The organism is Sorangium sp. So ce124 (assembly GCF_051525235.1).
Taxonomy (GTDB): domain Bacteria; phylum Myxococcota_A; class Polyangia; order Polyangiales; family Polyangiaceae; genus Sorangium; species Sorangium atrum.
This window is the reverse complement of sequence record NZ_CP150312.1, coordinates 6,043,054-6,069,072: the sequence shown is the minus strand read 5'-3', so window position 1 is coordinate 6,069,072 and position 26,019 is coordinate 6,043,054. Positions and strand designations below refer to the sequence as shown.

Annotated in this window: 19 protein-coding genes and 1 tRNA gene; 13 read left to right on the top strand and 7 right to left on the bottom strand. The window is 72.0% G+C overall.

The annotated features are described in order from the left end of the window. Nucleotides 1-115 precede the first annotated feature (115 nt). The 3 genes from WMF19_RS22710 to WMF19_RS22700 form a co-directional block, all read right to left on the bottom strand. Entirely contained in the window at nucleotides 116-853 is a 738-nt protein-coding gene (locus WMF19_RS22710; RefSeq protein ID WP_437900982.1) for an ABC transporter ATP-binding protein, read from the bottom strand. A 77-nt stretch (nucleotides 854-930) separates the two neighbouring features. Beyond that, nucleotides 931-2,481 (bottom strand): hypothetical protein, encoded by a 1,551-nt coding sequence (locus tag WMF19_RS22705; RefSeq protein ID WP_437330638.1) that lies wholly within the window; start codon nucleotides 2,479-2,481, stop codon nucleotides 931-933. A gap of 347 nt (nucleotides 2,482-2,828) precedes the next feature. After that, nucleotides 2,829-4,043, bottom strand: a complete 1,215-nt coding sequence (locus tag WMF19_RS22700; RefSeq protein ID WP_437900981.1) for a prolyl oligopeptidase family serine peptidase — start codon at nucleotides 4,041-4,043, stop codon at nucleotides 2,829-2,831. Between the two features lie 1,370 nt (nucleotides 4,044-5,413). Between WMF19_RS22700 and WMF19_RS22695 the strand changes: the two genes are divergently transcribed. The 6 genes from WMF19_RS22695 (at nucleotide 5,414) to WMF19_RS22670 (ending at nucleotide 11,684) form a co-directional block, all read left to right on the top strand. After that, nucleotides 5,414-5,641 carry a hypothetical protein gene (locus tag WMF19_RS22695; protein WP_272099857.1) on the top strand — a complete coding sequence of 76 codons (228 nt, stop codon included), beginning with the start codon at nucleotides 5,414-5,416 and terminating at the stop codon, nucleotides 5,639-5,641. Between the two features lie 207 nt (nucleotides 5,642-5,848). Beyond that, a complete protein-coding gene (locus tag WMF19_RS22690; protein WP_437900980.1) occupies nucleotides 5,849-7,630 on the top strand; it encodes a serine/threonine protein kinase in 1,782 nt (593 codons plus the stop codon). After that, nucleotides 7,623-8,237, top strand: a complete 615-nt coding sequence (locus WMF19_RS22685) for a hypothetical protein (protein WP_437330634.1) — start codon at nucleotides 7,623-7,625, stop codon at nucleotides 8,235-8,237. The genes WMF19_RS22690 and WMF19_RS22685 overlap by 8 nt, the downstream gene beginning before the upstream one ends. A 99-nt stretch (nucleotides 8,238-8,336) precedes the next feature. After that, nucleotides 8,337-9,698, top strand: a complete 1,362-nt coding sequence (locus WMF19_RS22680; RefSeq protein ID WP_437330633.1) for a glutamine synthetase family protein — start codon at nucleotides 8,337-8,339, stop codon at nucleotides 9,696-9,698. Continuing rightward, nucleotides 9,695-10,849: an iron-containing alcohol dehydrogenase gene (locus tag WMF19_RS22675; RefSeq protein ID WP_437330632.1), complete on the top strand. Its 1,155-nt coding sequence runs from the start codon at nucleotides 9,695-9,697 to the stop codon at nucleotides 10,847-10,849. The genes WMF19_RS22680 and WMF19_RS22675 overlap by 4 nt, the downstream gene beginning before the upstream one ends. A 196-nt stretch (nucleotides 10,850-11,045) precedes the next feature. Beyond that, the gene (locus WMF19_RS22670; RefSeq protein WP_437803481.1) at nucleotides 11,046-11,684 is read left to right on the top strand and encodes a sterol desaturase family protein; all 639 of its coding nucleotides are present in this window, start codon (nucleotides 11,046-11,048) and stop codon (nucleotides 11,682-11,684) included. 252 nt (nucleotides 11,685-11,936) lie between these two features. On the opposite strand, the gene WMF19_RS22665 is transcribed toward WMF19_RS22670, so the two are convergent. Continuing rightward, nucleotides 11,937-12,257, bottom strand: coding sequence for a hypothetical protein (locus tag WMF19_RS22665; protein WP_012236580.1), 321 nt, complete (start codon nucleotides 12,255-12,257; stop codon nucleotides 11,937-11,939). A gap of 278 nt (nucleotides 12,258-12,535) precedes the next feature. Here WMF19_RS22665 and WMF19_RS22660 point away from each other — a divergent pair, with 278 nt between their 5' ends. From WMF19_RS22660 to WMF19_RS22640, 5 genes are all read left to right on the top strand, one after another. Beyond that, nucleotides 12,536-13,078 (top strand): hypothetical protein, encoded by a 543-nt coding sequence (locus WMF19_RS22660; RefSeq protein WP_437900979.1) that lies wholly within the window; start codon nucleotides 12,536-12,538, stop codon nucleotides 13,076-13,078. Nucleotides 13,079-13,279: 201 nt separating this feature from the next. After that, a tRNA-Gly gene (locus WMF19_RS22655) sits at nucleotides 13,280-13,352 on the top strand. A gap of 303 nt (nucleotides 13,353-13,655) precedes the next feature. Then, nucleotides 13,656-15,104, top strand: coding sequence for a flippase (locus WMF19_RS22650; protein ID WP_437900978.1), 1,449 nt, complete (start codon nucleotides 13,656-13,658; stop codon nucleotides 15,102-15,104). Nucleotides 15,105-15,492: 388 nt separating this feature from the next. After that, complete coding sequence (locus WMF19_RS22645) at nucleotides 15,493-16,869, top strand: serine/threonine-protein kinase (protein WP_437900977.1); 1,377 nt, start codon at nucleotides 15,493-15,495, stop codon at nucleotides 16,867-16,869. Nucleotides 16,870-17,015: 146 nt separating this feature from the next. Continuing rightward, entirely contained in the window at nucleotides 17,016-17,825 is an 810-nt protein-coding gene (locus tag WMF19_RS22640) for a hypothetical protein (protein WP_437900976.1), read from the top strand. Here WMF19_RS22640 and WMF19_RS22635 read toward each other — a convergent pair. Both WMF19_RS22635 and WMF19_RS22630 read right to left on the bottom strand, forming a co-directional pair. Beyond that, entirely contained in the window at nucleotides 17,786-18,049 is a 264-nt protein-coding gene (locus WMF19_RS22635) for a GlsB/YeaQ/YmgE family stress response membrane protein (RefSeq protein ID WP_272099836.1), read from the bottom strand. The genes WMF19_RS22640 and WMF19_RS22635 overlap by 40 nt on opposite strands. Before the next feature lie 473 nt (nucleotides 18,050-18,522). Then, nucleotides 18,523-20,379 (bottom strand): serine/threonine-protein kinase, encoded by a 1,857-nt coding sequence (locus WMF19_RS22630; protein WP_437900975.1) that lies wholly within the window; start codon nucleotides 20,377-20,379, stop codon nucleotides 18,523-18,525. Nucleotides 20,380-20,631: 252 nt separating this feature from the next. On the opposite strand from WMF19_RS22630, the gene WMF19_RS22625 reads away from it, so the two are divergent. Beyond that, nucleotides 20,632-21,711: a tetratricopeptide repeat protein gene (locus WMF19_RS22625; protein WP_437900974.1), complete on the top strand. Its 1,080-nt coding sequence runs from the start codon at nucleotides 20,632-20,634 to the stop codon at nucleotides 21,709-21,711. 26 nt (nucleotides 21,712-21,737) lie between these two features. On the opposite strand, the gene WMF19_RS22620 is transcribed toward WMF19_RS22625, so the two are convergent. After that, entirely contained in the window at nucleotides 21,738-23,243 is a 1,506-nt protein-coding gene (locus tag WMF19_RS22620; RefSeq protein ID WP_437900973.1) for a serine/threonine-protein kinase, read from the bottom strand. Nucleotides 23,244-23,485: 242 nt separating this feature from the next. On the opposite strand from WMF19_RS22620, the gene WMF19_RS22615 reads away from it, so the two are divergent. Next, nucleotides 23,486-26,017: a hypothetical protein gene (locus WMF19_RS22615; RefSeq protein WP_437900972.1), complete on the top strand. Its 2,532-nt coding sequence runs from the start codon at nucleotides 23,486-23,488 to the stop codon at nucleotides 26,015-26,017. Nucleotides 26,018-26,019 lie beyond the last annotated feature (2 nt).

Sequence of the window (26,019 nt, the reverse complement as noted above, 5' to 3'; positions counted from 1 at the left end):
GGAGGATACGAACCGAAAGAACGCCGGAGACATCGAGAGCAGAGATCCCTCTCCGTCTCCTCTTGACGCCTTTCTCTCTTGTTCCGGGGGCGCCTTGCGCGGCGCGGGCGCTGCTCTACAGCGGCCCTTCGGTCAGCCCGTGGACGAATTGCCTCACGCGCGGGTCGTCGCTCGCCTTCGCTTCTGCGGTGGTGCCGTCGAAGATGAGCCGTCCGCGGTAGAGCATCCCCACCCGGTCGGTGACCGTGAGCAGCCGGTCGAGATCGCTCGAGACCATCACCACGGTCGCGTTCATCGCCCTCTGCTCGGCGCGGAGCAGGTCGAAGATGCGCTGCGACGTGACCGGGTCGAGGCCGGCCGCGGGCTCGTCGTAAAGGACGATCTCGCCGCGCGCGATCGTGGCGCGGGCGACGCCCACGCGCTTCTTCTGGCCGCCGGACAGCCCCGCCGGCGTCCGCGCCTCGAAGCCCGCGAGAGACACCGCGCGGAGCCGCTCCGCGACCCGCTCCTCGATCTCGTCCTCGCTGAGATCGTAGAGGCGGCGCAGAGGGAACGCGATGTTCTCTCCGACCGTCATGTAGTCGAACAGCGCGTTGTTCTGGAACAGCATCCCGAACTTGAGGCGGAACGTCTGGAGCTCGAGCTCGCTGAGCGCGTGGACGTCCTTTCCATCGACGAGCACGCGCCCGTGATCCGGCCGCAGGAGCCCGGTGATCATCTTGAGCAGCACGCTCTTGCCCGAGGCGCCCGGCCCGATGAGCCCGTAGAGGCAGCCGGCCGGCACGTCGAGGTCGACGCCACGGAGGACCGGCATGCCCCCGAAGCTCTTCGTCAGCTGCTCGATCTGGATCATCGGTCGCGTGGACACGGTCGCCGGGGAGGGGCGCGCCGGCCTCGTCGTTCGGAGGGGGAGGGGCGCGCCGGTCTCCTTTACTTGAACGTCGTCCGGGCGACGTCGAGCCGCGGGTGCGACGGGAACGACATCCCGCGGATTTGCCCGGAGATGCACGATGCGATGCTCGGGTTCGACGGGCTCGTCGTGACGGTGACCCCCACGGCGCGGCCGTTCTGCACCGCGGCGCAGACGTTCACCTCCATGCTCGACGGCACGTTGCACGCATTCAGGTACGTGCCGCGATTCAGGACGTTGCCGTAGGCGCCCGCCGTGAGATCGGGCGCGCCGTTGTTGCCGATCTTGTACTCCTCGACGTAGCGCGCCTGCGCCGCCTCACAGCTCAGGCCGCCGCCGAGCGTCGGGTAGCTGCCGCCGCCGGCCGGCCGCGCCCCGCCCCCGGCGCGCCCCGTCTTGCCGCTGCCGAGGCCGGCGTCGACCTCGATCGCGACGCGGTCGGTGGCGCCCTGCACCGCGAGCTCCTGCTCCTTGTGGCTGCGCTCGCGGTACCACCAGCCCGCGCCCGCGGCGAGGATGACGCCCATCAGGGCCAGGCCGAGCAGCGCCTTGTACTGCGTGCCCTGCTTCTCGGCCGACACGACGGCGTCGAGCGCGCGCTTCTCCTGCACGATGTCCCGGTTCAGCTTCGCCTGCTCGGCGAACGGGGCGAACTCCTCCCAGTCCTGGATAGCGCGCTCCTCCGCGGAGAACGTGTCGCGCAGCACCTGATCCCCCGTGAAGGAGCCGGACGCGATCTGCTGGAGCAGCTCCACGGACGAGAACGGCCCATGGTCCATGCCGTCCTTGATGACGACGTACCGCGGCCGCGGATCCGACTCGAGGGCGGCCTTGAGATCCGCGAGCTTGCGGGTCGGATCGTTGCCGTGCAGGCGCTGCGGCTGGTTGACCGGGATGGCGACCGCGAACGGTCCATCCCCGGAGACCGCCTGGATCCTCGGCACGGACGGCGCCGACGGGACGCGCGCTTCCTCCTGGTGCCCGGTCGGGGGCATCATCGAGAGGTTGACGTCGACCTCGAACTCGCCGTCGGCATCGAGGTGCGACGTGTCGGCGCTCGGGGGCTGCTCCGACGCGGTCGGGACGATCTGATAGAGCGCCTGCGCGAGGGCGGCGAGATCCGCCGGGCGGTGCTTCGGATCGGCCACGAGCGACTTGCCGAGCACCGTTTCCAGCGCGGGCGGCAGGTCCGGGATCACGTCCGCCGGACGCCGCATCCCGGGGCCGACGCTGCTGTTCGTGAGCATCTCGTAGAGGATGGCCCCGATCGCGAAGACGCTCGCGCGCGCGTCGCCCTCGTTGCCCTTGCGCTCCTCGGGCGCCAGGCAGGCGCGGTCGCGCGGCAGGAGCGGAGGGGTGTGGGCGAGCTCCTCGATCAGCTGGATCGTGCCGTTCGCGCCGTGACCGAGGCACGAGGGGTGCACGAACATGGTCCGCCCCTGCGCGTGCAGCTCGTGCAGCTGGGTGCAGAGCGGCACGGCGAGGCCGATGGCCTCGCGGATGTCGAAGCGGCGACCGGTCGCGCGGCGCGACTCCATCTCGGCGCGGAGCGTGCCGGCGGGGATGGACATTCCGGCCGGCAAGGGTGTGAGCAGGGGCTGAACCTGAGAAGACATCGGGGACGAACACTACGACAACACGCCGGGTCCGCTCAACGCCGCACCGCAACGTTGCAGTGTCGACGTGCAGCGAAGCCTGGCGCGCACGTGGGACGAGCAGTGACGGCGTGCGCTTGCGGCGTCAGCGTCCGTCAGCGCGCGTTCAGCGCGCGTTTGCGCTGGTCTGCGCCCGCTGGTGTCGGTCAGCGTCTGTGCGCGTCCGTCGGCGCGCGTTTGCGTACGTTTGCGTGCGTCTGCGTCCGGGTGCGGCGGCCGGCGTCCGTCAGCGCGCGCTGGTGTCGATCTGCGCCCGGGGGCGCTCAGCGGTCTCGGGCGACGGAGTCCGCGCCGAGCGCCAGGACGTGCCCTGCGAAGAAGCGGAGCAGGTCGGTCTCGCGCGACTTCGGCCAGCGCGCGTGGTTGATGGCGCCCTTCTTCGCGGAGCAGCGGTTCCGGAGCGCGCAGTGGGGCTCGTCCCTGCTGGCCTCGTCGAGGCGCAGGAACGAGGTGTTCGCGGAGAGCGCGTCGCGCGCGCGCAGCCATCGCTCGACCGACTCACACGGGAACATGTCGTCGCACGCGCGGTAGACCGCCATCGCGGGCGGGGGAGGGCCGGGGCACGCCCACTCGGCGGGCGGCGCGTCGCTGCCGAAGGTGGCGAACGCCGCGACGCGGTCCGCGCGCATCATGGCGTACGTCGCCGCCATGTGGCCGCCGTAGGAGCCGCCGAGCGCGTAGATGCGCCGCCTGTCGACGAGCTTCTTCTCGATCAGCTGGTCGACGAAGGCGTCGACGGTCACGACGTCGACGTTGCCCTCGCCGGTGAACTCGACGTCGAACGGCGCGGTCGCCGTGTACATCTTCGTGCCGCGCTCGCGCTCGGCCTGGCTCGGCGCCTTGAACGCGCGGCCCTGGGGCGCGAGCACGATGAAGCCCGCGTGGGCGGGGTCGCCGGTCAGGTTCCACGTGGCGCCGAGCTTGCGCAGGCCCGTCTCCTTGTCGACGCTCGTCGGGTTGTCGCCGTCGGCGTGGAAGAAGACGATGAGCGGCAGCGGCGCGCGCGTCTCCACGCCGCTCGGCGCGATCACGCAGGCGTAGCGGGGCGATCCCTCGGCGTCGCGCGTCTCCAGCACCTGGGCGCCGCGGCACGGCGGCCTGCCGAGCGTCTTGCGGAGCTCTCGTCCGGGGCGCCCCTGCTCGGCGACGCAGCTCCCTTCGCTGGGCGGCCTCGCCGCGGGCGGCTTCGTCGGCGGCGCGGCCGCGCTGGCCGGACCGGCCGCGCGGGCGCCGGCGTCCTGCCGGGCCGCCGAAGGCCGCGGCTGCCCGCCGTCGGCCGCGGCTGCGCCGGCGTCCTGCTCGAAGACGCCGAGAAGGTCGCCGCCGTCGACCCCCGACGACGGCGTGGAGCACGCGGCCGCGAGCCACGCCGCGGCGCCAGCGAGCGCGGCGGCGAGGAGGATCCGGCCGCGCAGGGGGACGGGGAGGTCGAGCGTCGAGGTGCGTCGCGGGCGGGTGCCGGGTCGAGGTCGAGGCACGCGCGCACTCTAGTACGACGTCGGTGGAGCTCCGCCCGGGATTTCTCCTCGGATACCGCCGGTGAGCTCCGGGATCGCGCTTGCGCGATGCGCCGCGGCGCTGCCGGCGACGGGCTCGGCTGTACTGCTGGCAGCGAGCCGATCGCGCGCGCGGCAGTGGCGTCCCTCGGCAGCCCCGAACGGCTAGAGCGACCAACGGGTTGAAACCGCCTGAAAAGCGCAGAGTTTCGAACAGCCAAGAACGCCACAAGACGCCAATATATTGTGTTATTCATGGCGTCTTGTGGCCTCTTGGTGGCTCATTTCTCGCCTGAACAACGTGATCGGTGTCCTCGCGCATCGATCACGTTGGAGTCCCGAGGAATCAACAGAAGGGAAGAGAAACCGCAAGGGGCGCAAGGGGAAGGAAAGATAATATCTCGTCTCTGGTCCCTTGCGCCCCTTGCGCCCCTTGCGGTTTCTCTCTTTCCCGCATTCCTTGCCCTTGGAGCTTGCTTTCTGGCAGCTCGGCAGGGCCTCGCAACTCATTGAGTCCAGGCAACCTGGCACCACGAAGAACCGCTCTTTCGGCACGTGGAGCCGCGCGAGCGTCGCTCCCACGAACTCTGTCGCTGGTCCGTACTCCTCAGAGGTCCCGTTGTCGGCGACATCACCCGTGAAGCGGACGAGAGCGATCGGGATCCCATCCTTCACGAGAGCATCGAGGTTCATCTCCCACGCCTCACCGAGCACGCGCCGCCGGCGCTGGCCCTGCGTTTCGCACGGTCCGCGCACGTGGAGATCTGAGATGTGCAGGACCCGCAACCTGTGCTCGTGCTCATGGGCCATGCTCGCTCCGACGAGGGTCGCAGGTCCGGCAGATTGGCCCCTTGTCTGGATACGGTCAGAAAGGGCAGGCGGCGGGTCGCAGGGGAGGCAGGAAGTGTCACCGGAGGTGATCGGCGCGAGTTGGAATGAGGCGAGGCGCTCCCGGGAGGCGATCGAGGTAAGAGGCCTTACTCCGAAACGCCGCCAGGAGGCGATCGGCGCGAGTTGGAATGAGGCGAGGCGCTCCCGGGAGGCGATCGAAGTAAGAGGCCTTACTCCGAAGCGCCGTCGGGAGGCGATCGGAGCGAGCTGGAATGCGGCGAGGCGCTCCCAGGCGGCGCCTTGAGTCGGCTGAGCGCGCGGCGAGCGTCGATCCCGACCGGCTCATGGACCGCTCATGAAACATCAGGCCGTGCCCGACGTGACGCAGCCGCGGACGGTCTCGATCGCGTTGCCCGCCCGCCGGTGCGTCGGCTCCGTGCCCGCCGGGGACGAAATCGCGACGGCAGGCCCCGCTGCCTTGCAGGGAGGCCCTTCATGGCTAGGCTGTCCGCGGCCCACCCATGACGCTCTTCGATATCCTCGTCGGTGCCGCGATCGCGGCGGTCCTTGCTTTCCAGGTCTACGTCACCGTGCGCGTCTTCCGGAGCCGCGTCTACGAGCCCAAGCAGAAGGTCTGGCAAGCGCAGCTCGTCTGGCTCCTGCCGATCATCGGCGCCGGCCTGGTGTTCACGATCCTCCAGGAGGAGGACCGGGCCCACCGCGACGCCTCCTCCCATCTCCGGAGCTGAGCCGGCGCCTCCCGGCCGCGCGGCTGCCTCGGGCCACGTGCGGTCGCGTTGAACGGCCGGCCTCGCTCCCTTCTCCGTCCTCTACGCCCATCTGGTCACCCCGGCCCCTCCCCAACGCGGGGGGACCGGTGGACCTGGGACGATCGAACAGGAAAATTAGGTTTCACCCTTCGGTCCAGCGGCCCCGTGCGCTATGGCTCAGGGAGCATGGCGGACGACGTCTTCGGCATCGTCGGGACCACGCAGGCGGGTAATTTCCACGTCGAGCAGGTGGTCGCGGAGGGAGGGTTCGGCGTGGTGTACCGCGCGCTCCACGCCGGCTTCCGCGCGCCTGTCGCCTTGAAATGCCTGAAGGTGTCCGAGGCGAAGACCCCGCGCGAGCGGCAGCTCTTCCTCGAGAAGTTCCGCGAGGAGGCCCAGCTGCTCTTCCGGCTCTCGGCCTCGATCCCGGAGGTCGTCCGCCCGCTCCACGTCGACGTGCTGCACCTGAAGCGAGGGGAGTTCGTCCCCTTCCTGGCCCTCGAGTGGCTGGAGGGCGAGTCGCTCGACAAGGTCATCGATCGACGGAGGCTCAAGGGAGAGCCGCCGATCCCGCTCCACAGGCTGATGAAGATGATGCGCCCCATCGCGCAGGCGATCGCGCGCGCGCACCGCTTCCCGAGCCCGAACGGCACGGTGTCGATCATCCACCGCGACCTCAAGCCCGAGAACATCTTCATCACGACGCAGGAGGGGACGGAGCGCCTCAAGATCCTCGACTACGGCATCGCGCAGGCGAAGACGCTCGCCGAGCAGGCGGTCGGACGGGTGACGAACGGCGACCCGCTGAACGCGTTCTCCCCGGCGTACGGCGCCCCGGAGCAGTGGGCGCCGAAGCGGTTCGGGCAGGCGGGAACTTGGACCGACGTCTGGGGTCTCGCGCTCACCATGGTCGAGGCGCTCGTAGGGCGGCAAGTGATCGACGGCGAGGCGCAGGCGATGATGGGGACGGCGCTGGACGTGAAGCGCCGGCCCACGCCCCGGGCCGAGGGCGCCAACGTCCCGCCGGAGGTCGACGCGGTGTTCGAGCGCGCGCTCGCGGTGAGCCCGCGCGACCGCACGCGCGACATCGAGGCCTTCTGGACGGAGCTGGAGGCGGCGATGGGGCTCCCGTCGACGTTCGGGCGGACCTCCGCGCAGGACGACGCGTACTCCGTCCCGCCGCCGCCGCCGTCGTCGATGCGCGCGGCCCCGCAGGTCAAGCGCGCCGCGCACGTGTGGCTCGACACGCCCAGCGACGCCGGGTCGCTCGAGCTCGATCTCGACGTGGCCCCGGCCTCGATGCGCGCGCCGAGGGGAGGGCGCCGCGAAGGTCCTGCGAGCAGCGTGCGCCCGCCGCCGCCCTCGGATTCGGCCGGGCTCGAGATGGACCTCCCCGAGGCGCCGCAGAGCCCGCACAGCAGAGGCGTGGGCGCGCTCGTCCCGGAGAACGTGCCGACGAGCGCGCGAGGTCGCGCCGGCTTCGCGGAGGCGACGCCCGTGGGCGCGCTCCCGCGCGGCGGCGGGATGGAGAGCGCCGCGCCGAGCATGCTCGCGCGCGGGGGCGGGATGGGCGGGATGGGCGGGATGATCGAGAGCACGCCGCCGCTGGAGATGGCGCTCAGCGTCGCGCCGCGCACGACGACGTCGGTAGCGCCGGCCGCGGTGCGCTCGCTGTCGGACATGCCGTCGAGCAGGTACCGGCCGACGGCGCGTCCGCCGGCGGACGCGCGGCCGCGCCCGCCGGATCCGAAGCCGCTCACCGGGCCGACGCTCCTCCAGCAACTCGCGCTGCCCGTGGTCTGCATCGTGTTCGCGTGCGTGGTCACGGTGGCCGACCTCATCATGAAGCAATCGGGCGAGGCGCTGAGCTTCGGCCCGGTGCGCTCGTTCTGGGTGGCCGGCGTGCTGCTCCTCTTCGGCGTCGGGCTGTTCTTCTGGCGCATGCTCGGAGATGCTGGAGATGCCTGAGCTGACGCACGGGAGCGCCGCCGCGGGCGAGCGCGCCGATCAGAGCGTGTCGGCCCGCTTCACGCGGCTGATGAACGCGTCGACCTCGCGGTGGGGCGTGCTCACCGATCCCCCGCTCGTGGCGCTCGCCTCCGGCGTCTTCCTGCTCGTCTTCCTCGGGGCGCTCGGCCGCGACGCGGGCCCCGAGGTCGCGCGCGCGCTCGGCGTCCTCGTGTTCGCGCCGATCTCGGTCGCGCTCGTCGTCAGCGTGGCGCTGCGCGGCGCGCGTCGCGCGGTCGTCGCGTGGCTCGCGCGCCAGCCGTTCCCGGTGGAGAACCTGAACGCCGTGCTGAACGGCCTGGGCGAGGCGCTGGAGGTCACCTTCGTCGGCGCGGCGCCGGAGGCGGCGGAGCTCAACGTCGAGCTCGACAAGGTGCACCCGGACGCGTTCGTGACGGGGGGGGTCGAGGACGCGCGCACGCTGGACATCCGCATCGGCGTCGTCGACTCGAAGCGCAATCCGGCCGCGACGAACCACCAGCGCTACGCGCGCGTCCGCGAGCTCGTCGAGCGCGTGCTCGTGCCGCTCGCGGAGCGCTACCCGATCCAGGTCGTCCGGGTGAAGTGAGCGCGCGCCGGACGCGCGCTTCCAGACGGCGGGGCGCCGCCCGAGGGCTCGCGCGGGCGCTTGCCATGCCGCCCCGTTCCCCTGCTATCGTCGCGGCTCATGACCGCCTCGACCTCCGAGAAGCTCCTCTCCGATCTGGAAGCGCGGGGCATCACCCGCGCGAAGATCGGCGGGTTTGACATCGACGGCATCCTCCGCGGGAAGTACGTCTCGCTCGAGAAGCTGAAGAGCGCGCTCAAGGGCGGCTTCGGCTTCTGCGACGTCATCTTCGGCTGGGACATCGCCGACGTCCTCTACGACAACGCCAAGGTCACCGGCTGGCACACCGGCTACCCGGACGCGCACGCCGTCCTCGATCCCAGCACGCTGCGCGACATCCCGTGGGAGCCGGGGACCGTCGCGATGCTCGCCGACTTCCGCGACGAGCGCGGCGGCCCGCACCCCGCGTGCCCGCGCTCGCTCCTCCGGAGCGTCATCGCGAAGGGCGAGCGGATGGGGTTCTCGGCGAAGTTCTCGTGCGAGTTCGAGTTCTTCCTCTTCGAGGAGACGCCGCGCTCGCTGCACGAGAAGCGGTTCGCCGGCCTGACGCCGCTCAGCCCCGGCATGTTCGGCTACTCGTGGGTCCGCGAGGGGCAGAACAAGAAGCTCATGGCCGCCATCCTCGATCAGATGCAGGCCTTCGACGTCGAGATCGAGGGCCTGCACACCGAGACCGGCCCGGGCGTGTACGAGGCGGCGATCCGCTACGACGACGTGCTCCGCGCCGCGGACAAGGCCGCGCTCTTCAAGGTCGCCATGAAGCAGATCGCCCACGAGCACGGCCTCGCGGTCACGTTCATGGCGAAGTGGAACGCCGAGCTCCCCGGCTCGAGCGGGCACCTGCACCAGAGCCTCTGGAAGGACGGCCGCAACGTCTTCGAGGACGCGTCGTCGCCCGATCGGATCCCGGCGGCGCTGCGCCACTACGTCGGCGGCCAGATCGCCCTGATGCCCGAGCTCACGGCGATCTACTCGCCGACGATCAACGCCTACAAGCGGTACGTGCCCGGCGTCTGGGCCCCGCTCACCGCGAGCTGGGGCGTCGAGAACCGCACGGCCGCGATCCGCCTCATCGGCCTCGGCACGCCCGGCGCGCGCGTCGAGTACCGGCAGACGGCCGCGGACATCAACCCGTACACCGCGATGGCCGCGTGCCTCGGCGCGGGGCTCTACGGCATCGAGCACGGCGTCGAGCCGCCGGCGCAGGCCTCCGGAGACGCGTCGTCCGCCGAGTCCTCGCGCTTGTCGCTGCCCCGTACGCTCGCCGACGCGACCCGGATGCTCGCGGGCAGCAAGATGGCCCGCGAGATCCTCGGCGAGAAATTCGTCGAGCACTATGTCCTGACGCGCGACTGGGAGGTGCGGCAGTACGAGCGCGCGGTCACGGATTGGGAGCTGAAGCGTTACTTCGAGGCGGTGTGATCATGAGCCAGTTCACGGTTTGGAGCTTTCCCACTCGCATCCTCTTCGGCGCCGGCGTCGTCGAGCAGACAGGCGCCGAGGCGCGCCGGCTCGGCGCTGCGCGGGCGCTCGTCGTCACGGACAAGGGCGTCGTCCGCTCGGGGCTGCTGGAGCCCGTCGCCGCGTCGCTGCGGAAGGAGGGCCTCGAGGTCGCCGTCTTCGACGACGTCCTCGGCAACCCCATCGAGAAGAACGTGCACGACGGCGTCGCCGCGTTCCGCGCGGCCCGCGCCGATCTCGTCGTCGCCCTCGGAGGGGGCTCGCCGCTCGACGTCGGCAAGCTCGTGCGCCTCGGCGTGAACCACGATCGGCCGCTCGTCGACTACGACGACGCCACGGGCGGCGATCGCTTCATCACGCCCAACGTGCCGCCGATGCTCGCGATCCCCACGACGGCCGGGACCGGCAGCGAGGTCGGCCGCTCGGGCGTCGTGACGCTCGACGTGAACCACCGGAAGACGGTGATCTTCTCGCCGCACCTGCTCGCGAACGCCGCGCTGCTCGATCCGGTGATGACGCGGTCGATGCCGGCCTTCCTCACGGCGGCGACGGGCTTCGACGCGCTCACCCACTGCATCGAGGCGTACGTCGCGAAGGGCGATCACCCGATGGCCGACGGGATCGCGCTCGAGGGGATCCGCCTCGCCGCCGCGCACCTCGCGCGGGCGGTCACGCACGGCGACGACCTCGAGGCGCGCGGCGGCATGATGAAGGCGGCGATGATGGGCGCCGTCGCGTTCCAAAAGGGGCTCGGCGCGTGCCACTCGCTCGCGCACCCGCTCTCGAGCGAGTGCGGCCTGCACCACGGCCTCGCCAACGCCCTCTGCCTCCCGCCGGTCGTCGAGTTCAACGTCGCCGCGGCCGCGCCGCGCCTCGCGCGCGTCGCGGCCCTGCTCGGCGCTCCCGAGGACGCCGCCGCGTGCGCCGACGCCATCCGCGCCCTGCGCGCCCGGATCGGGCTCGCGGCCGGCCTCGAGAAGGCGGGCGTCCCCCGCGACAAGCTCGACGCGCTGGCCGATCTCGCCGCTCAGGACGCGTGCCACACGAGCAACCCGCGCCCGTGCTCGCGCGACGATCTCCGCCATCTTTACGAGGCCTCCTTCGCGAGCTGATCGCGCGCGCATGCCCCGGGCGCGCCGCGCGGCTCGGGGCGGACGCAGGCTCGACCCGAGCGCGTCGCCGCGGAAGGATCGCGCCGGCGAGCGCTCACCGTGACGGGATCATGGTCATTTCCCGGCGTCCAGCGGGCCGTTGGGCGTCGGGCTACCGCTGGCCGACAATGGATAAATGCGGTACCAGGGGTGCACGATGACCGTCACCTCCACCGAGCGCACCGCGCGTCCAGCGACATGCCAAATGTTCGAGACGCCGCTCATCGAGCGGTTTTCGCGGATCCATCCGATCACGCCGTTCGTCTTCTGGCTGCCGGTCTACAGCTATCTGGGCGTCCGCGCCGCCCGGCATGGTGTCGGCCTCCTGACCGGGCTCGGGCTCGTGCTGGTCGGCCTGTTTCTATGGACGTTGGCCGAGTACGTCCTGCACCGATACGTGTTTCACTACGTCGGGCCGCGCCTGTGGCAGCGCCGGATGCACTTCGTTCTCCACGGGGTGCACCATGATTTTCCGCAGGATGCCGACCGGCTGGTGATGCCGCTCGGCGCGAGCATCCCCCTCGGCATCGCGTTCTACACGCTGTTCCGCGTCGTCTTTGGGCCTGTTCCGGCGGATCCGCTGTTCGTCGGCTTCGGCCTCGGATACCTGGCGTACGACGGGACGCACTATGCCATTCATCACTTCCGGATGAGCTCGCGCTGGGGGAAGTGGATCAAGCGCCATCACATGGTCCATCACCACACGGGAGAAAATGCCCGGTGGGGCGTGTCGTCGCCGCTCTGGGACTGGATCTTCGGCACGATGGGCACGTCGCAGGCGGGAAAAGGCAGCTGAGCCGGAGAGCGGCGCGCTCCGGAGCGCGCCGGTGCCGATCATCGACAGGGTGGGAATGCGCCCCGAGCGCGGCAGGTTGAGGGGCCATGAATCGGTCGCGCCCGGATGCTCGCGCCTGCGCGGGAGATGCTGCGCAGCGGCGCCGCGCGGGGCCGCGCGGCCGCGACAGCGTGGCGCACGCCCAGGCTCAGACGCGCGGCGGATGGATCGGCGCGACGCGCGGACCGAGGAGGTCGCGGCGCATCGGGGGCTTCACGGCGACGAGGTCGTGCCGGGAGGAACGAGCCCTGCCGCGGGCGATGCGCTCGCCGCAGGCAGTCGCCTCATGGCGCCCGCATCGAAGGTGCGGAGCGTGTTGCGCCCGCAGTAGGGGCACAACCACGCCACGTCGAACCGGTCGAGGTGAGCGTTGATGCTGTGCGCCGGCGCGAGCTCCTTGTCGGCTTCACCGGCGGCCGACCGGCCGCGGGGACTCCGGGTGGCCCACCCGGCGGTGACGTGCCGGTGCTCGTCCAGGGTGGCTGACAGGCTTGCCTGGCACTCGCAAGGAGTGGAGATGAGAAACCGACTCATGCGTGACCGTCCTTCGTAGATGTTTCCGTAGACCTTGCTGGCATGCCGCGTCGCGGCGTGGCTGTGAACCGAGACGACCGAGACGAGACGAACGAGAACCGAGACGAACGAGAACCGAGACGAACGAGAACCGAGACGAACGAGAACCGAGACGAACGAGAACCAAGAACCGGCGACGAGGAAAGAAGCGCGCCCTCATATAAAGGTTGGTCAGTTTGAGCTCAAGGGGTGTTAGCCTGGGGCACGGTTGCCCTGGTGTAGCTGAGGAAGGGGAGTCCATGACCGTTCGACGTGCACCTCGTGAGCGCGAGACGCCGCCCTCGGGCAGGTTGCAGGTCGTCGAGGCCCGCCGGCCTGGGCCGCGCTCGGTGCGCGGCTTCAGGATCCTGCTCGCGCACGACGCCCGCGCCGCGACCTGCGACGCGCTCGCCCGTGCGATCGAGGGTGCGCTGACGAACGTCGAGATCGTGGACGCCTCGTCGATCGCCGACGCCCTGCTCGCGTCGGCGACCGAACGGTTCGACGCGTGCCTCGTCTGCCTCGATCTTCCGCCGGCCCCGCTCGGCGGCGCGCGCCTCGCGAGCGAGCTCGTGGACAGCAACCACCCGGTCGTGCTCGTCACGCGGAGCCTGCGCTGGCTGCCGTCGGACAGGCCCATCCTGCACGAGCTCCCCTGGATCCCGCCGGACGCGGGTACGATCGAGATCTCCAGCGCGATCGCGGCGGCGACCAGCGACTGCGACAGCGCCATCCGCGCGCGCTCGCCGCTGCCGGGTGAGGCGCTCGACGCGCCTGCGCTCGGCGCGCGCGCGCGCCGGTAGCGGCGCGGCTGGGCCGCCAACGGCGCGGCTGGGCCGCTGGCGGCGCGGCTTGGAACGAACGTGGAGCGCGCGCCGAGCCCCGGCGGCCGTCGAACCAGGCGAAAACGTGAAGGCGTGAAGGCGTGAAGACGTCGGGATCGAAAACGAAATGAAGGGGTTGCTAAGCGGCCTCGGATTCGGTAGAAGCTTCCTCCACCTCGCGCGGGACTAGCTCAGTTGGTAGAGCATCAGCTTCCCAAGCTGAGGGTCGCGGGTTCGAATCCCGTGTCCCGCTCCGAGGATCGCCGACCCCCTTTTGCGCTGGCGATCCTCCTGCACTTCGGGTGCTTCGAGGTTGATGGGCGGCTCGCGTTGGAGCGCCGTTGCAAACGGCGCTTCGTGATCGAGTGGCGTCTCGGACGGCGCTTCGTGCCGAGCTCCAGCGACGGCGCTCGCTGAGCGGAGGCCGCGCGCGCGGCTGGGCAGCGCTCGCTGCGCGAGACGGACGCTCTCTGGGGGCGCACGACGCTCGAATGGGGGCCGATCCCGCTGCGCGGACAGCGGTGCCCGACAGCATGGGGAACACCAGGAGGTGTTCATGAAGGATGGCCGGCGCATCGCGCTGAACGCGGCGCTGATGCTCCTGAAGCAGGCGATCATGGCCGTCCTTGGCGTCGTGTTCGTCGGCTATCTCGCGCGGAAGGTGGGGGTCGCCGCCTGGGGGGAGTTCCAGGCGTCGCTCGCGATCGCGGGGATCGTCACGATCGCCGCCGGCGTCGGGGTGAGGGGATATCTGGCCCGAGAGGTCGCCGTGAAGCCCGAGCTCGGGCCGCGTCACCTCGGCGCAGCGCTCGCCATCAGGGGCGTGACCGGGACGGTGGTGCTCGGCGCGACCGTGGCCGTCGTGCTGGCGACGCGCTCGGGGCTCGGCGCGCAGCTCATCGTGCTCGCCGCGGCTTCCCAGCTCGCGACGCTGCTCTACTCGACCATGTGGCTCTCGTTCGAGGCCCACGAGCGGTTCCAGTACATCCTGTACGCGGAGCTCGGCGCGCGGCTGTTCGTCATCGCGCTCTCGGCCGCCTTGCTCGCGCTCGGCTTCGGCGTCGTCGCTGCGGCCGCGGCGTTCCTGCTCGGCAACGTGCTGGAGCTCGCCATCACCTCGCACTATCTCCGCTCCCGCCTCTACCGGCCCGAGCTCACGACGCCCCCCGCCGAGCTCTGGCAAATCGCGAAGCGCAGCCTGCCGATCGGCGCGCTCGGGGCGCTCTCGAGCGCGCTGCTCCAGATCGACCGCGTCATGCTCCGCGCCCTCTGCGACGAGAAGGCCGTCGGGGTCTTCAGCGCCGCCTGGGTGCTGAGCGAGAACTTCAGGATGCTCCCCGACGTCCTGCTCGGCGCCGCCTTCGCGGCGGGCATGCGCCTCTACGTCCAGGATCGCGACGCGTTCGGGCGCCTCTACGGCGGTTGCATGCTCGTCGCCGCGCTCTTCGGGCTGCCCGTCGCCGCCGGCATCTTCCTGCTCGCGCCAGACGTCATCCAGCTCGTCTATGGAGGGGCGGGCGACTACGCCCCGGCGGCCGACGTCCTCCGGATCCTCGCGTGCGGCGTCCCCGTGACGTTCGCGTTCCAGGTCGTGACGCTGCCGCTGCTCGCGGCGAAGCGCGAGGTCGCGATGGTGAAGCTGCTCGCGGCGGCGCTCGTCGTCGACGTCGCGCTGAACCTGCTCCTGCTGCCTCGCTACCGCGCCATGGGCGCCGCGTGCGCGACCCTGGCCGTGAGCGCCGGCGCGCTGGTCGCGTCGTGGGGCATCTCCGCGCGCTGGGCCCACGTCGTGCAGCTCGGCCGCATCCTCGCGGTCCTCGCCGCGACCGCGGCCATGGTCACCGCGGCCTACGTCGCGCGCGTCCTCGCGGGCATGTGGGCGTCGATCGCGGTGGGCGTCGCTGTCTACGCCGTCCTCCTCCTCGCGTTGCGCGTCGTCTCCTTCCGTGAGCTGCGCGCGCTGCTCGCACGCCGCGTCCGCGCCTCACCGGCCACCGTGGCCTGACCTGCGTTCCATCGCGGGCGGGCCCGGCGCTGCGCGCGCTCCTCTGCGCCGCTGTGTGGAACACGGGGCCATCGAGTTTTCCGCATTTTCCGCGGGGAGCAGCGCTCGCCGCGGCTCTCTGCGGCTGCCGACATGCGCTCTCATCCGGCGGGATCCACGCAGGACCGCGCGACGCCCATGGCTCGGAGGTGACGGTGCCGCGGCACTTTCCGTGGCATGCAGCGTGAATAGCGAAGGCGCGATGTGGCGGCGCGGGCAAGTCCGGGGGCTGGCCGGGGTGGGGCGACTCCGGCAGTGGATGGCGCGGCGGCCGTCCTCGCTTCGCGCGTTCGGGATGCCGGCGCGGAGCGAGGGGGGCGCGGCAGAGCTGCCGTGGAGGGGTCGAGAGATGGACCTGCCCATGGGCGACGGCGGCTATGCGTTGCTCGCGCGCCTGTCTGCAGGCGGCATGGCGGAGCTGTTCCTCGCGTGCCGGCGCGGGCCGGCAGGTATCGCCCACCCCGTCGTCGTGAAGCGCCTTCGGCCCGAGGCGAGGCGCGATCCGTCGATCGTGCGGATGTTCCTCTGGGAGGCCTGGATCAGCGCCCGGCTTCAGCACCCCAACGTGATCCGGTTCCACGACTTCGTCGTTCACGAAGGACGCCATCACCTCGTGATCGAGTACGTCCCGGGCTGCGATCTGGCCGCTGCGGCGCGCTCTCTCTTCGCGGAGGGGCGGCCGTTCCCGCTCGAGGCGGCCATCGAGATCGGCCTGGGCGTGCTGCGGGCGCTCGGGCACGCGCACGGGCTCCGCGACGACGGCGGGAAGCTCGTCGGTCTCGTGCACCGCGACGTGAGCCCGCAGAACGTGCTCCTCTCGCTCGAGGGGGAGATCAAGCTCATCGACTTCGGCGTCGCGCAGATGACGGCGATGAGCAGCGCGGAGGACGCCGGCCCCTTCGGCTCCCCGTGCTCGTCCGACGACGCGGCCCCGTCGAGCGGCGGCGGCACGGTGAAGGGCAAGCTCGGCTATGTGGCGCCCGAGCAGCTGCGCGGGCAGAGGGTCGACGCGCGGGCCGATCTCTTCGCGGTCGGCGTGATCCTCTTCGAGCTGCTGACGGCGCGTCGCCTGTTCCACCGCAAGGACGACGGCGCGACGATGGGCGCGGTGCTCTCCGGCGAGGTGCCGGCGATCGCGCCGCTCCGCCCCGCGTGCCCGGCGCTGCTCGAGGAGGCGATCCGGCGCGCGCTCGCGCGCGATCCGGAGGGCCGCTTCGAGACCGCGGCGCAGATGGAAGAGGCGCTCGCCGAGGTGCTCGCCTCGCTGCGCCGAGCGCCGAGCGGCGGCGACGAGCCGAGCTCGAGCGAGCGCGGGCTGCTCGCGGGCCAGGAGATCGCCGCGCTCGTGCGCGAGGTCGCGAGCGGGCGCGATCGGCACCGGTCGCTGCTCGTGCGGGGCTGCAGGCGATCCGCCGGGTCTCGCGGGCGCACGGGCGCGCGGCGGACCGCCGCGGGCCGCTCAGGGGACGATCGCGGCGAGGTGACGCCAACGCTGCGCGGGACGGACGCGCGCCCATGCGCGCCGGAAGAAGGGAGCGAGCGCAGCGAGGCCAGGAGCGCCGTCACGCCGCACTGGAGGGACGCGCGCCCGCTGCGGCGCGTTCGACTCCTTCCCTGGCTCGTGATCGCGGCGGTGACCTTCGCCGCCGGGGCGCTCGCGGGCAGGGCGATCGGCGCGTTCGACGGCGGCGTTGCGCCGGCGAGCGGCGGCGCGCCCCGCGAGTGACGAGCGCTCCAAGGCCGGCGCCGCAGCGCGGAGAGCCGTGAGCCCCCGGAGATCTCCATTCGGCGCCGCTGTTGTGAGTCGTCGAACGAGAACGGCCGTTGGCGTTGGCGCGGGTAGCGACGGGCTCGCTAGCCTTGTCCGCCCTGATGCCCGTCCGGAATCTCCTGAGCCGTTCCCTCCCGATCGCTGCGCTGGCCGTCTCCCTCCTTGCCAACTCCACGAGCGGGAGCGCGCTGCCGTGCACGGTCGCCGGTGATCCGGCGGAGCCGACGGAGCTCGGCGCGGCCATCGAGCGGCAGCCCGTCTGTGTCGGCTCGACGGTCGCGAGCGCAGGCGAGCTCGGCGACGTCCTGTACTACCGCAGCTCGGTCGGAGAGCGCGGTGAGGTCTCCGTCGGCTATTACGCGTTCTTCTCGGAGGAGCGGCCGTGGGGCAACAACTGGCTGACCTGGACCGTGCTGCCCGCGCTCGCCGTGGACCTCGTCTACACGCACGCTCTGCTCTTCGCTCCGGGAGTCCAGCGCGCCGTCTACGGCAAGGGCGATGTCGAGGGGTTCAGGATCGTCTACAGCGTTGGCGACGGGGGGCGGCTCACCGCAGAGCGCGGCGCAGCGGACGGCGGCGATCACGGCGATGTGCGGCTCGAGCGCGCGGATCTGCTCTCGGTCGATCCCGAACGCCCTACCGTCTACTCGCGGTGGTGGAGCCACCAGCTCGGCGGGCGGGGCGCGGGGCCGGGCGATCTCGTCTATCACCGCTGCTACGGCGCGGGCGCCATCCGGCCGCTGCCGCCGGACGTCGCGCTCGATTTCCGCCTGGATCGGCGCGCCGCGCCGGCCCGCGTGGTGCCCGCCGCCGCGCTGCTCGGGCAGCTCTCTGCCTCGCGGCGGGGCGAGCCCGTCGATGGCGGGAGCGATCAGGGCCTCATCGTTCGCCGGCCGATCGTCGCGTTGTAGATGGCGAGGATGACGATGGCGCCCAGGATCGACGTGAAGAAGCCGCCGCTCGACTGATACGACGGATAGAGCCCTATCGCCCGGCCGATGAAGCCGCCGAGCAAGGAGCCGGCCACGCCCAGCAGCGCTGTGACCACGAAGCCACCCGGGTCGCGGCCAGGGGTCAGCAGCTTGGCGATGACGCCGACGATGAGGCCAAACAGGATCCACAACAGCACGGACATGGTTCGCTCCTCTCGACACCGCGTGACGCCGAGGGCCGTCCTCCCGCGTCGACGCGGAGGCCAGCGTCCAGCGTTTCGCCCGGCGCCAGCGTCTGCGCCAGCGTCTGCGCCAGCGTCTGCAGACGACGTGCCGCGCGCGGTGAGCTACGTTCGCACCGCCATGAAGCGGAGACCCGGTGGCCAGCGTGAACTGCGTCGCCATCGAGCGCGCTGCGCTGGGCATCGGCTGTACATCGGCGCGCGGCGGCGCTGGCTGGATCGAGGATCGCGGCGCGCTCGGCGCGCTCCCGGCGTGGGGTGAGCGCTTCGTTCGCACCGCGCGCCTCGGCCCTCGCCGTCGGTCTGCTTCGCGTCGTTCCTCGAGCGCTCCGAGCCCGATCCGGGCGTCGCGTGAGCGGGCGCGGGCGCGTCGCCCGCGCCCGTCGGCCCGCCGTGCCCCGGGGCGTACCCGGCGTGCGGCCCGGCTGGGGCGTTCACCGCGGCGGTCCCGCAGGGCAGGTGGGGTCCGGCTCTGGCGCGCGCGCCGGCCATGCGCGTCCCTCGGCGGTCGGGGGCGCCTCGCCCTCGCGCTCCGGCGATGGCGAGGTGAGCGTGGCGAGCGCCGCGCCTGCAGCGTTGAAGAGCAGGCACAGCGATCCGCCGAGCACAGTGGCAGCGACGGTGCCGATCACGACCGGCGCGAGGCGCCCGCGCCGGCGCCGGCGGAGCGCGACCAGGCTCCGCGATCCGCAGGGGCGGTGCGCTCGAAGCAAGGAGAGCGGCTCGATCGCCGCGTCGAGCGCCGGTGCGCGCTGGGCGCTGGCCGGAGCGTGCGCGGGAGGTGACGGCTCGGCGGGCGGGGGTGCCGCGTCCACCGGCGGCGCGCCAGCCGGCGCGGGGGGCGAGGCCGTCTCGACGAGCGCAGCCGGGGGACAAGGCGTGGAGCGGTGGCCGACCCACGTTAAAGCGGACGACTCGTCTCGCTGCGCGGTCGGCGGAGAGCCGGGGCGCTCGAGGTGCGCGCTCTCCGGCAGAGACGGCGAGCGATGGCCCACCCACGTCGAGGCTCCCGCCGAGCGCGCCGTGGCGGCGTCGTCCGCGGAGGACCTCCGGCGCGACGAGGACGGCGTCGCTGGGCGCGCGCTCTCCGAGGGGCGCGGAGAGCGGCTGACCGCGGCGTGCTCGTCGGCGGCGGAGCGCGCCCGGCGAAGCGCGATGTGCCCGAGCGCCTCGCGCAGCGCGCGCGCGCTCTGCGGGCGGTCCTCTGGATTTTTGCGCAGGCACTGGAGGATAAGCGCCTCCAGATCGGGATCGAACGCCGGATGAAGCGCGCTCGGTCGGGGCGGCGGGGACTCGACGTGCGCGGCGGCGAGCGCGACGGGCGTCGGGCGCTCGAAGGGGAGCCGCCCCGTGGCCATCTCGAAGAGCAGCACGCCGCACGCGTAGACGTCGCTCCGCGCATCGACAGGCTGCCCTGCGGCCTGCTCCGGGCTCATGTAGGCCGGGGTTCCGATGACGAGCCTGCCGTTGTCCTCGTCGGGCACGGGGAGCAGGGGCGAGCCGCCGAACGCGCCGGATCGGTCGTCGTGGAGCAGCTTCGCCGTCCCGAAGTCGAGGAGCTTCACCTGCTCGAACGGCGCCCCGTCGTCGTCGACGCGGGGCACCAGGCGGATGTTCTCGGGCTTGACGTCGCGGTGGATGACGCCCGCGTCGTGCGCGTGCTGCAGCGCGGAGCACAGCTGGCGCATGATCGAGACGATGCGCTCCGGGGGCAGGATCGGGGCGGCGTTCAGGAGGTCGATGAGGTCCTCGCCGTCGAGGTGCTCGGTGACCAGGTACCAGAGGCTGGGCGGCTCCGCCTCGTGTCCGCCGGCGCTCGCGCCGAGCGCGCCGTGTAGGCTCACCGGCTCGCAGCCGAAGTCGAGGACGCGCACGATGTTCGGGTGATCGAGCCGGCTCGCCGCGAGCGCTTCGACATGGAACCTCAGCACGGCGTCTCCGGCGCGGACGCCGCCGGAGCGCGACCTCTCTTCGGAGCGCGACCTCTCGCTCACGCCGCTCGATCCTCGGTGGCCGGCGCCCTCGCCGCGCGGCGACGCGGCGACGCGCGTCGTGCAGACGCGGTGGCTCGCTCTGCCGCTCACGCGCGGCGCGGCGACGCGCTCGTGGATGACCTTCACCGCGCACGCGCGCCCGAGCCCGAGGTGCCGCGCCCGGTAGACGCGCCCCATCGCGCCGGCGCCGATCATGTGCTCGACGAGGTACCGCCCCCCGAGAAGGCGTCCCCTGAGGAATCGCTCCGAGGACGGGAGTCCCGCGTCGAGGGGCGCGGAGGAGCGGAGGCAATCCATGGCGCGTTCCACGCAGCAGAATGGGTGCCATCGCGCTGTGCGGACGGTTCACAGGGGCCGCGAGGCGGAGCGTCGGGCGCGGCCGCGCCGCGGGCGCCCTGCGCCGGCGCTCGCGGCGCTGGGCCGAGCGGCCAGCACGCCGCGCGCGTTTCGCGAGCGAAAGCGCCGCCTGCGCCCGTGCAAGGGCGCCGCGAGGGCTGATTTGTTCCGTTGTCGACGGCGTGTGATAGCGTGGCGCGCGAGGAGGCCTGAGTGCTCTTGAGACGATGCGTTCCGTTCGCTGCGGCGCTGTTCCTGCTGCTCCCGACGGGCGAGGCACTTGCGCAGTCGGACCAGGACAGAGCAGCGGCGCGGTCGCTGGCCACGCAGGGCGCCGAGGCGTTCACGTCCGGCCGCTTCGAGGAGGCGATCGATCTGTTGGGTCGCGCCGAGGCGCTCGTGCACGCTCCGACGCACCTCCTGCTGATCGCGCGCGCACAGGTGCGCCTCGGCCGGCTCGTCGCTGCGAAGGAGACCTACTTGAGGATCGTCCGCGAGGAGCTCCCGCCCACCGCGCCGTCTCCGTTCAAGAGGGCACAGCAGGACGCGAGGGAGGAGCTCGCCGCGATCGAGCCCAAGATCGCGTCGCTGCGCATCGCGCTGGAGGGCGCCGCCGGCCGGAAGATCGGCGTGAAGCTGGACGGCCAGCCGGTCGCGGACGCGCTGCTCGGCGTGCATCGCCCGATCGATCCGGGGAATCACGTGGTCACCGTGGCTCCGCCGGGCCTCGCGCCGATCGAGCAGGGGGTCACCATCGGCGACGGCGAGCGGAAGGAGCTGAAGATCCCGGTCCCGGAAGGCCCCGCCGTGGTCCCCCCGCCGGGAGGCTCGGTCGAGGGGCAGGGCACCTGGGGCGGTGGGCAGACCGAGGTGCCCCCTGTCGCCCCGCACGGCACCCAGGAGCGAAAGACGAACGCGGCGATGCTGGGCGGGGGCATCGCGGCCACGGCGCTCGGGCTCGGCGGTGTCGTGATGGGCTCGGTGTTCCTGGCCAAGAGCAGCGGTACGCAGAAGGAAGCGAACGATCTCAGCGCCTCGCGCGGGTGCGAATCGCAGAGCGGCGTCGGCGCGGAGTGCGGCCCGTTGATCCAGGCCAAGATCAAGTCGCTCGACTCCGATGCTGCGTCACAGCAGACGATCGGCGCGGCCGGCCTCATCGGGGGTGGCGTGCTGCTCGCCGGCGGCGTGACGCTGCTCGTGCTGGAGCTGACGTCCAAGCCGGAGCCCACGAGCTCCGCCTGGATCGCCCCCTACGTGACGCCGACCGGGCTCGGGCTGCGCGGCGCGTTCTGATCCGAGCGCTCTGCGCGGCGCGGGCGTCAGTAGCCGAAGTCGCCCGGTACCCCCGGCTTTTGCGGCTTCTGGGGTGACGTGCTCGGCTTCGTCGACGGGGCCGTCTGCGGCGGCCTCGTGACTGGCAACGGCTTCGTCTGGGGAGGCTGTGGGCGCGGCGGGAGCGGCTTCACCTGGGCCGAGGAGGCCGTCGGCGCCGCGACGTGCTCGGCGGTGACGGACGGAGCAGGCTCGGCGACCGTGGCGCTCGCGGTGACGATCGGCTCGGTCGGCGGGGCGGTCGGCGGTGCGGGAGGAGGGGGCGAGGGCGCCGGGATGGCGGTCGCGCCGACAGCGCTCGGATCCGCGCTGGCCGCGCCCGTCGTCCCGCTGTGTCCGAAGGCGAGCCAGACGGCGACGCCCGCGCCGAACAAGCTGGCCGCCCCGGCGATCGCGGCGAGGAGCGGCATCCTGGAAGCCGGGCGCGTCGAGCGGCCCGTGACCCCTGACGAGGCGCCCCACGAGTTCGCGGTCAGCTGCGGCGTTTGGCCCATGCCGGGCACCGCCGTCCCATGCTGGCCACCCCATGGCGGCTCGGTGCGGGTCGGCGGAGGTGTGGTCGTATCGGGCTGGGACGGCAGCGACAGCCGGGGGAAGGACGTCCGTCCCGTGGTCAGCAAGGCCAGGCTGGGCCGCGCTGCGGCCCAGGCGAGGAGCGTGTTCTTGAACTCCGCGCAGCTCTGGAAGCGGCCCCCCGGCTCGCGCGCCATCGCCTTCTGGATGATCCCGGAGAACTCGGCGTCGAGGTCGGGCACGAGCTGCTGGGGCAAGGGGGCCGGCTCGAGCACGATCTTGAAGAGCAGCTCGTTGAACGTCGCCGCATCGAACGGCACCTGACCGGTCGTCGCCTGAAAGAGCAGAACGCCCATGGCGTAGATGTCGGTCCGCTGATCCACGGGGCTGGAGCCGCGGGCCTGCTCGGGCGACATGTAGTACGGCGTCCCGACCACCGCGCCCGTGCGCGTCATGCTCATCTCCGAGCCGGCGAGCTGCGAGAACTTCGAGACGCCGAAATCGAGCACTTTCACGAAGTTGCTGAGGCCGGCCTTCGACGGGATGACGAAGATGTTGTCGGGCTTGAGATCGCGGTGGATGATCCCCGCGGCGTGCGCGGCGCCGAGCGCCTCGAGCACCTGCACCATGATCGGCACGGTGATCTCGGGCCCGAGCCGCCCCATCCGCTCGATCTTGGCCCCGAGGGTCTCTCCCTCGAGGTACTCCATGACCATGTACCGCGTGCCGTCCGGCAGCACGCCGAGGTCGAGCACCTCGCAGATGTGATCGGAGCCGATGCGGGCGGCGGCCTGGGCCTCGCGCTCGAAGCGCGCGACGGACTCGGCCTGGCTGGAGATGTTCGCGTGCAGCAGCTTGATGGCGACGCGGCGCCGGATGCGCAGGTTCTCGCCTTCGAAGACCGCGCCCATGCCCCCCTGGCCGAGCAGCCGGACGATCCGGTACTTGCCGTCGATGATCTCGCCGACCAACGGATTCATGACAGCGTTCCCGGTCCGGAGAAGCAAATCACGCCGCCAGGCTAGCACGGTCGCCTGAGCCCGGCCTACGCCCTCGCAGGGCGACGACGGGCGTCGCCTTCACCCGCCGCCGTGCGGCGTGGACACCCCACAGGAACAGCGATGGCGCGAGCGCGCGGCCGCCGGAGCGCCCGATAACCAACGCCCTGCCCCCGCGATCCCCGGGCCGGCGCAGGGGATCTTCGTGATAACGTCGCCCACGTATGCCGGTTTACGAGCTGTCCGTCGATGGTGCGCTGGTTCGCGAGGCGGAGAAGATCGTCTCCCTCGAGGGCCGCGCGTTCCCGACGCTCGTCATGCGCTGGGAATCGCGCCTCTTCGACCAACCTTGGCTCACGACGCTGGTGCTCGATTACGTGATCGCGTTACCGCCGCTCATCGTCGGGCAGGCGACGTTCAACGAGGTCAGGATTGCCGCGTTCACCGGGGGCGCCGGCACGAAGTTCATGTACTTCGGCACCGAGATGAGCGCGAGCGTGCCTCGCATCGCGCCCGAGATGGAGAACACGATCGCCCCGACCGCGCTCTACCAGGAGTTCCGCCTGGACGAGCAGACTTGCCCGATCCCCTACCTGAAGCTGATCCAGGTCAGTCCGCGCATCTACGGTGAAGGGCTCCAGAACTACTACTCGCCGCCGATCAAGGTCGAGCGCTACGACGGGGTGGCGTCGCCGGAGCACATCGCGGACTTCTTCCCCAAGGTCGTCGCGAACCTCGATCCGGTGAAGGGGACGACGCTGGTCGATCCCGCGCAGGGCTTCTGGACCGGCGCGCGCTTCCTCGGCGCGACGTCCATCGCCATCGTCCGACAGGGCCGCGTGGTCGGGCTGCACCGCCGCACCGGCAAGACCGACAAGGACCCGATCCCGCCCGAGGTGAAGCGGCGCGATCCCCGGCTCGACGTGCGGGCCGACTGGGTCGCCGTGGACGTCGGCGCGGCGTCGACGGCCGTCGCCGTCCGGGGCGAGCGCGGCGGCGCCGAGTTCGTCCGGATCGGCGCCGACGCGCCGGTCCGGGTGTCTGCCGACAACGAGAACCCGAGCGAGGTCGCGTTCGAGGCGCTGGCCCGGACGACGAAGGCCTGGCGCGATCGGGTGATCCTGCCCATGACGCGCTGGGGCGACGTGCTCGTCGGGCATGCAGCGCGCGACATGCGCCTCCGGCCGGGCGCCGACGTCCATGAGCGCGCCGCTGCCTCCCTGCCGGCCCTCCCGCTCCTGCGCGAGCGGACCGAGCGCGGCGAGCCGTTCCGCCTCCGGGGCAGGAGCGACCCCGACACAGCGGAGGCGCTGAAGAAGCCGGCGCTGCCCACCATCGACGAGGAAGGGATCGGCGCGCACGACCCGTTCGATCCGCTCGAGCTCTACGCGTACTACGTCGGCCTGCACCTGAACCAGCGCTCGCGGGGGCTCTCCACGCGCTACGCGATCACGATGCCGACGGGCTGGTCGCCCGAGCGCCGCGAGAGCGTGCTCATCGCCTTCCGCCGCGGCCTGTTCAGGAGCCTGCCCGCGGGCCTCTGCGAGTACCACGACCTCGACGGCCTGCAGGTCGTCGACGGGGGGCCGTCCGCGATCGCCTATGCGGTCCAGGCGTTCCGGATGTTCGGGATCCAGCCGCGGGACGGCGGCGTCCCGTTCTGCGTCGTCGACGCAGGGGCCAGCGAGGCGGGGCTCGCCTTCGGCATCCTGCGGAGCGCGAAGGCGCACGAGGCCGCGCAGGGGCTGGAGCGGATGGTCGAGTACCTCGAGCCCACGGCGATCCCCTGGCTCGGGGGCGAGCGGCTCCTCCACCGGATCGCCTACAGGGTGTACTCGTCCAGCCAGGCCGCGATGCTCGATCACCGGATCCCCTTCGAGCGACCGCCCGAGGAGGACCCGATCGACGGCGCGGAAGATCTGCTCGTTTCGTCCCCCGATGGGCGCGCCAACGCGTGGGCCCTCAAGGAGCTGCTGCGGCCTCTCCTCGAGGGGGGGCCGAGCGCGGCGGTCGCGGAGCGGCTCTCGCTGGTCGGGCTCGACGGGGTGCCGGCCGTCGTGCCGCTCTCGATCGATCGCGGAGCGCTGAGCGGCGCGATCGACGCGTGGTTCCGGGACGGGGTCGAGGTGGTCCGCCGGCACCTCGAGGGCGCGGTGGCCAAGATCGGGAGGGAGCCGGATCCTTACCAGGGGCTCCGGATCCTGCTCGGCGGGCGCCTCGGGATGAACCAGCGCTTCGCGGAGCTGCTCGCCGGCGTGCTGCCGGCAGGCGTGCAGGTGCACCGCTTCAAGGAGCCGGACAAGGCCAACCTGGGCGCGCCCACCGTGAAGATGGCCGCCGCGCTCGGCGCGCTGTCGCTCCGGTTCGATCGGATCGGGGCCACGCTCCGCGCGGAGAAGCGCGACGCGTTCCGCTACCGCGTCGGGCGCGCCCGCCACGGGCAGCTCGCCGACGTCCTGGATCCGTCCGTCGACTACGACGTCTGGCGGGAGGTCGGCGCTTGCTTGAAGCCCGAGGTCGAGCTCCTGTTCATGGCCGCCGACGACGAGGGAGAGGTCGCGGCGGACGATCCGCGCGTGCGCCGCGCGGTCTGCGCGCTCGGGCGCGGCGCCGTCGGACAGCGGCTCTATGTCCGTGCCGTCGGGCCGGCCCGCGCGGAGGTCAGCGTGGGGCCGCCCGGCGGTGAGCCGGCCTCCGGCGCCGTATGCTGGACGGTGCACCTCGAGAGCGGCGCCGCAGAGAAGACCGGCGGCTGAGC

What these genes read in the sequence shown, in the direction of transcription:
- WMF19_RS22710 (WP_437900982.1), bottom strand. Translation starts at nt 853, where the DNA reads ATGATCCAGATCGAGCAGCTGACGAAGAGCTTCGGGGGCATGCCGGTC.
- WMF19_RS22705 (WP_437330638.1), bottom strand. Translation starts at nt 2,481, where the DNA reads ATGTCCATCCCCGCCGGCACGCTCCGCGCCGAGATGGAGTCGCGCCGC.
- WMF19_RS22695 (WP_272099857.1), top strand. Translation starts at nt 5,414, where the DNA reads ATGACGCTCTTCGATATCCTCGTCGGTGCCGCGATCGCGGCGGTCCTT.
- WMF19_RS22690 (WP_437900980.1), top strand. Translation starts at nt 5,849, where the DNA reads ATGGCGGACGACGTCTTCGGCATCGTCGGGACCACGCAGGCGGGTAAT.
- WMF19_RS22685 (WP_437330634.1), top strand. Translation starts at nt 7,623, where the DNA reads ATGCCTGAGCTGACGCACGGGAGCGCCGCCGCGGGCGAGCGCGCCGAT.
- WMF19_RS22680 (WP_437330633.1), top strand. Translation starts at nt 8,337, where the DNA reads ATGACCGCCTCGACCTCCGAGAAGCTCCTCTCCGATCTGGAAGCGCGG.
- WMF19_RS22670 (WP_437803481.1), top strand. Translation starts at nt 11,046, where the DNA reads ATGACCGTCACCTCCACCGAGCGCACCGCGCGTCCAGCGACATGCCAA.
- WMF19_RS22665 (WP_012236580.1), bottom strand. Translation starts at nt 12,257, where the DNA reads ATGAGTCGGTTTCTCATCTCCACTCCTTGCGAGTGCCAGGCAAGCCTG.
- WMF19_RS22660 (WP_437900979.1), top strand. Translation starts at nt 12,536, where the DNA reads ATGACCGTTCGACGTGCACCTCGTGAGCGCGAGACGCCGCCCTCGGGC.
- WMF19_RS22650 (WP_437900978.1), top strand. Translation starts at nt 13,656, where the DNA reads ATGAAGGATGGCCGGCGCATCGCGCTGAACGCGGCGCTGATGCTCCTG.
- WMF19_RS22645 (WP_437900977.1), top strand. Translation starts at nt 15,493, where the DNA reads ATGGACCTGCCCATGGGCGACGGCGGCTATGCGTTGCTCGCGCGCCTG.
- WMF19_RS22640 (WP_437900976.1), top strand. Translation starts at nt 17,016, where the DNA reads ATGCCCGTCCGGAATCTCCTGAGCCGTTCCCTCCCGATCGCTGCGCTG.
- WMF19_RS22635 (WP_272099836.1), bottom strand. Translation starts at nt 18,049, where the DNA reads ATGTCCGTGCTGTTGTGGATCCTGTTTGGCCTCATCGTCGGCGTCATC.
- WMF19_RS22630 (WP_437900975.1), bottom strand. Translation starts at nt 20,379, where the DNA reads ATGGATTGCCTCCGCTCCTCCGCGCCCCTCGACGCGGGACTCCCGTCC.
- WMF19_RS22620 (WP_437900973.1), bottom strand. Translation starts at nt 23,243, where the DNA reads ATGAATCCGTTGGTCGGCGAGATCATCGACGGCAAGTACCGGATCGTC.
- WMF19_RS22615 (WP_437900972.1), top strand. Translation starts at nt 23,486, where the DNA reads ATGCCGGTTTACGAGCTGTCCGTCGATGGTGCGCTGGTTCGCGAGGCG.